This window comes from Deinococcota bacterium (assembly GCA_030858465.1).
Lineage (GTDB): Bacteria > Deinococcota > Deinococci > Deinococcales > Trueperaceae > JALZLY01.
In genome coordinates this window covers 1-6,027 of record JALZLY010000018.1, presented here as the reverse complement: position 1 = coordinate 6,027, position 6,027 = coordinate 1, and the positions used below count along the sequence as shown (strand labels likewise).

Here is a 6,027-nt window from a genome sequence, read left to right as displayed (position 1 = left end):
CCTGTGCTATGCGGGTTCAAAAGCGCTCTTCTTCACACCCAATTGAACCCTGCCTCCCAAGAAACTCGGAATTCCAGGCGCGCCCGCTAGCACCGGCCTCTTTGAAACGCATCACTCCGAGGAGTCTCAGTAGTTCACGATTTCATACCGCCACTTCAAATATGAAGTGCAGACAGCCTCTCATCTCTTCCGCGGACCGCAGGTTGACGAGCGCTAAGAGCCGCCGCAACTGTTCACCCACGGCGTAGCGTTGCCGGTAAACCACGATGATCCCCGCATGACTCCGGCTTTGGGCCAAAACCTCCGCGTGAAGCCGGCAAAAGTGCCCCACATTGAAGGTGTAGAGCACGCGTCCTCGCTCGGCTGCGTACTCGAGTTGCGCCACGTCGTCCTGTCCCGTCATGCCTTCGTCGAGCACCGTCGTTACGTCTACGCCACGTGCTCGCAGCCCCGTCACGAGCGCTCGAGCCATGGCGTCTTCGTCCACATACAGCCGAAGCCACATCAGCTCGGTTTCGGAGTCTGCCGGTACTGCTGCTCGAGCCGCTCCGCTTCAGCCTTTTCAGCGGCCAGATCGGCTTCTGTGTCCTCTTTGTTGGCGTGATAGTACGCCAGCGCCGCATAGACTTGCGCCAGCGTCACATGGGGATACTGATCCGCAACCTCTTCAGGACTGTAGCCCTGTTTGTAGCAGACGACGATTTGATTGACCGTGATGCGCGTGCCGTCAATCCGCAAGCGCCCACCGCATACGCCTGGCGAGCTGACCAGCAAGGTACCGATAGCCGTGCTCATCGACATAAGCCTATCATGTTGCCCTGGATTATAGCGGATTTCGCAGGGTTCTTCATCGCACTCTCCATTACGAACCGTCTAGGGAAGGAAAGTGCGCCACATTGATTGTCGGCGGGAGGCGTGACGCGGGCGTGATATGGCTGGGAAAGACGTTCCAGACGCTGTAGCTGTAGGGTTATGTCTTGCCCTACAGCAGCCCTCGCCGCTCGGAAAGGGCTTTCAGGTAGGCCTGGAAGGACTCGAGGCTGGCGAACTCGAGCTGCTCTCTCGTCCTGACGTTTTGCACCAGCAGCCTGACGCCGAATTTACCGGCGCACACGCGCACGATGAGGGCCGAGACGGTCGGGGAGGTCTGCATGAAGTCATGCTAGGAGCGGCGCGTGACACGAGCGTGATATGGGAAACCCGGGTGTTTCAGAGGGCTTGCTCGAGCTCTCGCCTGAGCTCGTCGGCAAGCACGCCGTCCAGCAGGGGTTGAAGGTACGGTTTCACGGACGCTTTCTGTCCGCTGCTACCGCGCTGAAGCGCAAGGATGACGACGCCGGCTCGAGCAAACGCGACCTCGACCGTCGGCAGGCGGTGGATAGCTTCGCCCAAGGCGTGTGAGGCTTCAAGCTCGCGGTCGGTATCATAGAAATTGCGTGCCAGCCGGGTCAAGGCGAGGATGCCCAGGAGGGGGTTCTCGCTCTGGTGCGCCAGCTGCTCGTCGAGCAGGGTCGCCTCGTTGCTCCGGCCCAGCGAGGCGTAAGCGAGCGCCAGGCTGTGGCGCAGATAGTCGCTGCCCTGATACCGACCCAGTTGCAAGGCCGCCTCCGCGGCGGCCAGCCCTTCTTCCGCGCGCCTGAGCCGGCGCAGACAGTGCAAGAGATTCGAGGCGGCGTCCACCTGGTAATAATGCGAGCCGATGGCCTGGGCGATGGTGAGCGACTCGCGGTGGAGGGGGAGCGCGTCGTCAAAGCGCCCGAGGCTGTCGTAGGCCGCCCCGATGCTGGTGAGCAGCCCGGCTAAATCCCTGCCCGGCGGTTCCTGACGCAGGCGCGCCACCGCCGGCTCGAGGATCGCGCAGGATGCTTCATATCGACCGCTGCGGAAGGCGATATTCGAGCGGAGCTTGGCGAGGTCCAGCTCGAGCGACGCGTCACCTAAGCCGGTGACGATAGCCGCGGCTTCGGCGGCAGCAGCAGCGGCATCTTCCAGCTTGGTAAAGTTCAAATGGAGCCAAGCCTGTTCGAGCAGCGCTCCAGCCCTGGTACGGGGTTGCAGCGCCTCCTTTAGGACCTCGTCCAGAAGAGTTTGTGACTCGGCGTAGCGTCCTGCCTCACGGTAGGACCCCGCCAAGCGAACCTGGATGTCGTTGCGCTCTTTGGCGCCCCTGACGTAGCTGACGGCGCGCTCGAGCTCGAGCCAGGTCTCCAGACCGGAACCGCCGCTCACGCTCAGGCCGCTCAGCAGTTCGCCGCCGTAGTGCGCCACCGCCGCCGCCCAGTCGCCGCGACCCAGCGCCTGGCGAAAGGCGCTGAAATCGCTGTGGACGGGCCAGCGGAGGGCCTTAGCCCCGACCTCGAGCTCGCCCGCAAAGGGATACGCTCTGGCGCGCTTGATCAACTGGCGCAGGTTGACCCGCGCCTTCCTCTCCTCGACATCGGGCCAGAAGAGGAAGCCGAGCTTCTCCCGCTCCACCCAGGCTTCGGCACAAATCAGGTAAGCCAGGAGCCAGAAGGGCTTCTCTTGCGGGGCATCCTGCCAGGCGCCGTCAAGCAAAACCCGCGGGCGGCCCAGGAGTTTCATGCTCACCGTCATGTGTGCCCATTATATATAGGATATAGGCATATAGGCGGCGGTCAAGTTTGGGGAAGCGCATGCCAAAAGGCACCCCGCACTGTGGGCGCGGGGTCGCTAGTGTTCAGCGGCTCAGTCAAGCCAGGGGTGACACCTTGACGAAGCTCGTGCTGACCCTGGGCGTGATAGCGACCGCAGTCCAACTCGGTGGCCGTTTCGTCCGGCAGTCCATCTCCGCCGTCCGGGCAGGCGATAGACGAACCCGTGATTCTGGGCATCGTGTCTGGGCATCGTATCTGGGCATCGTATCGGTGCCGACCCTTCCGATCTCCTTGGTCCACGTGCTCATGCTGGGGGTCGCAACCGTCCTCTCCGTGTACAAACCGTGGGGCAAGACGTGGTTCGGTCGGCGCAAGGTGGTTCGGTCGGCGCAAGGGAGGTGCGACGAAGGCACGAGAAGCTCGGTCATTCGCAAAAAAATCCCCCTTGAACGAGGATTAATTTGGGGCCAGCCTCGAGGGCGTCACCTTTCTCGATCCGCTGGGGGCCCCTTTTGACCTTGCCGGTTTGTAGGAGGCCACAGCAGGCGCGTAACGGCAAGGACTCGAGCTTGGCGCCGCCGGCGTGCGCGGCGGCTTGTCCAGCCGCGCCGCGTCAAGCGAAGGATCGCCAAAGTGAAGCGGCTCCGGATGCACCGGGGCGCCTTAGATGCTACAGTGCGGTTACTGGTGCGGTTAGTGGTCTGGTGAAGCGCGAGCGGCTAGAGTCGCAGCGTCCTGTAGAGAGTGAGGTAATACGCCGATGCACGAATATCCCAGCCTGGTCTGGCACCTCAAGAACACCCAGCTCTTTGGCGACCTCTCCGAGGCCGAGCTCGAGCAGCTCTCACGTATCACCCCCTACAAGCGCTTCTCGGCGGGCGACATCATCTATCACATGGAGGACCCGGCCGACGCGCTCTACTTCGTCCGCGAGGGCATGGTCAAGATCTCCATGTACTTTCCCAACGGCAAGGAGATGATCTTGGCGCTCTTGGGCCAGTACGACATCTTCGGCGAGCTCCTCCTCTTGCCCTCCGAGCGCCGCCCCAACCAGGCCGAGGCCGTCAGCGACACCACCCTCATCGTCCTGCCTGAAGCCGACTTCGAGCGGCTCCTCAGCCAGTACCCGGCGATCGCCATGAAGTTCATCAAGGTGATGAGCACCAAGCTCTGGCAGGCGCAGGCGATCTTTGCCGAAACCGGCGCCTTTGACGCGCCGGGCCGGCTCGCCAACCTGCTCTTGAGACTCGCCGGCGACTTTGGCGCTCCTGGCGAGCGCGGCACCGTCATCGAGCTCACCCTCACCCAGCAGGACCTCGCCAAGATGATCGGCGCCACCCGCGAGACCGTCAGCCACTGTCTCGCCCGCCTGCTCGAGTACGGCGCGGTACGCCGCCGCCGCACGCCCATCACCGTCAACGTGGACAAGCTGAGGCAGTTTTTGGACGAGGCCGAGGCCGGCGAGTAGCTTAGCCGGGAATATCCCCAAAGAGCTTCAGGACGCGCCTGGTTATCGCGGACCCTTCCTCGCTGCTGTTCCGCCTCCGGCGACGTGCTAGCCTGGGCTATGGAAGACAGCTATCTGGTCAAGACCGACTACGGTGAGGTGCTGGTGCGGGTCAACAAGGAGAGCAAGAACGCGCTCGACAACGACCTCTTGAGTTTCGAGAAGCCCACGCCGGAGAACACCCGGGGCGTGCCCTTCGAGGTGCCGCTCAGGGCCTTTGGCGCCAAGATGCTCGAGATCATCGAGGCTATCGGCGTCGGCGACATGGGCGCCTCGCCCCAGATGGTTCGGATGATGATCCAGGAAAAGGCGACGAGCGACTTAAACCGCATCGAGCGCTGGGCCAAGGAGAACGGGTGAGAGGGAGCCCGTGAAGCTCACCCTCGACCGCTTCGAGGACGGCGGCTGGGCCGTGCTCGAGCTGGAGACGGGCCAGCCCCTCGACCTGCCGGCCCGGTTCCTGCCCGAGGAGGCCGAGGCGGGCGACGTGATCCGTCTCGAGGTCGCCTCCGGCGAAGGGCTGAGCGTGCTCGTCTTGAGCCTCGACCGCGACAGCGGCCGCGCGCAGAGGGACGAGGCGGCCAGGCGCCTGGCGCGGCTGCGCGGCAAAGACCCCGGGGGAGACCTCGAGCTGTGAGCCCTGAGCTGTGAGCCAACCTTGACGGGGCGAGCCGCGAACGTGCGCCGTTCCCTGCCGCTGGCGCTGACCGTCCTCTTGCTGGTGCTCTTCGGGCTGCTGCTGCAGCGCGCGCTCTCGCCCGCGCCCGGCCCGGTCCCGAGTGGGCCGCCGCCGGAAATGCCCCTGCAGATCGTCTTTCTCGATGTGGGCCAGGGCGACGCCGCCCTCATCCGCTCGCCCGAGGGCGGTCTGGTGCTCATCGACGGCGGGCGGAGCGGCAGCCTGGTCAGCGACTATCTGCAGGAGCTCGGCGTGACGCGCTTAGACCTGGTGATCGCCAGCCACGCCGACTTGGATCACATCGGCGGGCTGGCCGAGGCCGTGCGCGCGTTTGCGCCGCGCTACTACCTGGACAACGGTGTTCCCCACAGCACCCAGGCTTACGCCCGGCTCTTGGAGGCGGTCGAGGAGGCGGACGCGACCTACCTGGAGGCCGAGAGGCGCACCATCACCCTGGGCTCGGTGGCGCTGCACATCCTGCCGCCGCCCCGGGAAAATCAGGATCAGAACGACAACAGCGTGGGCGCGGTACTCGCCTACGGCGACTTCCGGGCGGTCTTCTCGGGCGACGCCACCACCCGGACGCAGGCCTGGTGGCTCGGCCGCTTCGGGGAGGCGCTCGCGGGCGTGCAGCTGTACAAGGCCGCCCACCACGGCTCGAGCACGGGCGACGGGCCGGGCTTCATGCGCGCTCTGAGCCCGGAGCTGGTGGTGATCAGCGTGGGCGAGAGCAACTCCTACGGTCACCCCAGCCCAGAGGCGCTGGCGAGCTACGAAGCGGCCGGCGCGCGGGTCTACCGCACCGACCGGCAGGGCCACGTGACGCTCACGGTCACGCCGGGCGGCGACTGGGAGGTCGCCACGGGGGCGCTGCCGAGCTGGTCGGCGCTGGCGCCTGACCCCGAAGGTCCAGCCGTGGAAAGTCCAGCCGTGGAAAGTCCAGGCGTGGGAAGTCCAGGCGTGGGCAGCGAGGCGGGCGTGCCATGATGCGTCTCCTGCTCCTGCTCCTGCTCCTCTACCTCCTCTGGCGCTTCTACCGGCGCGTGGTGGCCAGGGGAAGGCGGGTGGCCCCGGCCTTGCCCGCCGCGCGGCTGCGCCTCGAGCCCCTTCCGACCGCCTTTCCCATCCACCATGTGAGTAGCGCGGCGGGCGAGAGCTTTTTGCAGCTCAACCCCGAACTGCCCATCCCGGGCACGGCCGCGCCACTGGCGGTGCTCGAGCACGGC

9 protein-coding genes are annotated in these 6,027 nt (G+C 65.3%); 5 read left to right on the top strand and 4 right to left on the bottom strand.

The window, feature by feature from the left end; all coding sequences use genetic code 11:
* Positions 1–142 precede the first annotated feature (142 nt).
* From M3498_01075 to M3498_01060, 4 genes are all read right to left on the bottom strand, one after another.
* The gene (locus M3498_01075; GenBank protein MDQ3457889.1) at positions 143–505 is read right to left on the bottom strand and encodes a DUF5615 family PIN-like protein; all 363 of its coding nucleotides are present in this window, start codon (positions 503–505) and stop codon (positions 143–145) included.
* Entirely contained in the window at positions 505–801 is a 297-nt protein-coding gene (locus M3498_01070; protein MDQ3457888.1) for a DUF433 domain-containing protein, read from the bottom strand. Before M3498_01070 ends, M3498_01075 begins: the two co-directional genes overlap by 1 nt.
* 181 nt (positions 802–982) lie before the next feature.
* Complete coding sequence (locus tag M3498_01065; protein ID MDQ3457887.1) at positions 983–1,153, bottom strand: hypothetical protein; 171 nt, start codon at positions 1,151–1,153, stop codon at positions 983–985.
* A gap of 56 nt (positions 1,154–1,209) precedes the next feature.
* A complete protein-coding gene (locus M3498_01060; GenBank protein MDQ3457886.1) occupies positions 1,210–2,595 on the bottom strand; it encodes a tetratricopeptide repeat protein in 1,386 nt (461 codons plus the stop codon).
* A gap of 780 nt (positions 2,596–3,375) precedes the next feature.
* Here M3498_01060 and M3498_01055 point away from each other — a divergent pair.
* The 5 genes from M3498_01055 to M3498_01035 all read left to right on the top strand — a co-directional run.
* Complete coding sequence (locus M3498_01055) at positions 3,376–4,083, top strand: Crp/Fnr family transcriptional regulator (GenBank protein ID MDQ3457885.1); 708 nt, start codon at positions 3,376–3,378, stop codon at positions 4,081–4,083.
* 99 nt (positions 4,084–4,182) lie between these two features.
* On the top strand, positions 4,183–4,482 hold the full coding sequence (locus tag M3498_01050; GenBank protein ID MDQ3457884.1) for a hypothetical protein: 300 nt from the start codon (positions 4,183–4,185) through the stop codon (positions 4,480–4,482).
* Between the two features lie 10 nt (positions 4,483–4,492).
* Positions 4,493–4,759 carry a DUF3006 domain-containing protein gene (locus M3498_01045; protein ID MDQ3457883.1) on the top strand — a complete coding sequence of 89 codons (267 nt, stop codon included), beginning with the start codon at positions 4,493–4,495 and terminating at the stop codon, positions 4,757–4,759.
* A 21-nt stretch (positions 4,760–4,780) separates the two neighbouring features.
* Entirely contained in the window at positions 4,781–5,788 is a 1,008-nt protein-coding gene (locus M3498_01040; GenBank protein ID MDQ3457882.1) for an MBL fold metallo-hydrolase, read from the top strand.
* The coding region (locus tag M3498_01035) for a hypothetical protein (GenBank protein ID MDQ3457881.1) at positions 5,785–6,027 on the top strand (243 nt) is incomplete at its 3' end. The genes M3498_01040 and M3498_01035, both read left to right, overlap by 4 nt.

Bases quoted from the DNA above. Each gene is read 5' to 3' on its own strand.
- M3498_01060 (MDQ3457886.1), bottom strand. From the start codon at position 2,595: ATGACGGTGAGCATGAAACTCCTGGGCCGCCCGCGGGTTTTGCTTGAC.
- M3498_01075 (MDQ3457889.1), bottom strand. From the start codon at position 505: ATGTGGCTTCGGCTGTATGTGGACGAAGACGCCATGGCTCGAGCGCTC.
- M3498_01050 (MDQ3457884.1), top strand. From the start codon at position 4,183: ATGGAAGACAGCTATCTGGTCAAGACCGACTACGGTGAGGTGCTGGTG.
- M3498_01055 (MDQ3457885.1), top strand. From the start codon at position 3,376: ATGCACGAATATCCCAGCCTGGTCTGGCACCTCAAGAACACCCAGCTC.
- M3498_01070 (MDQ3457888.1), bottom strand. From the start codon at position 801: ATGTCGATGAGCACGGCTATCGGTACCTTGCTGGTCAGCTCGCCAGGC.
- M3498_01065 (MDQ3457887.1), bottom strand. From the start codon at position 1,153: ATGCAGACCTCCCCGACCGTCTCGGCCCTCATCGTGCGCGTGTGCGCC.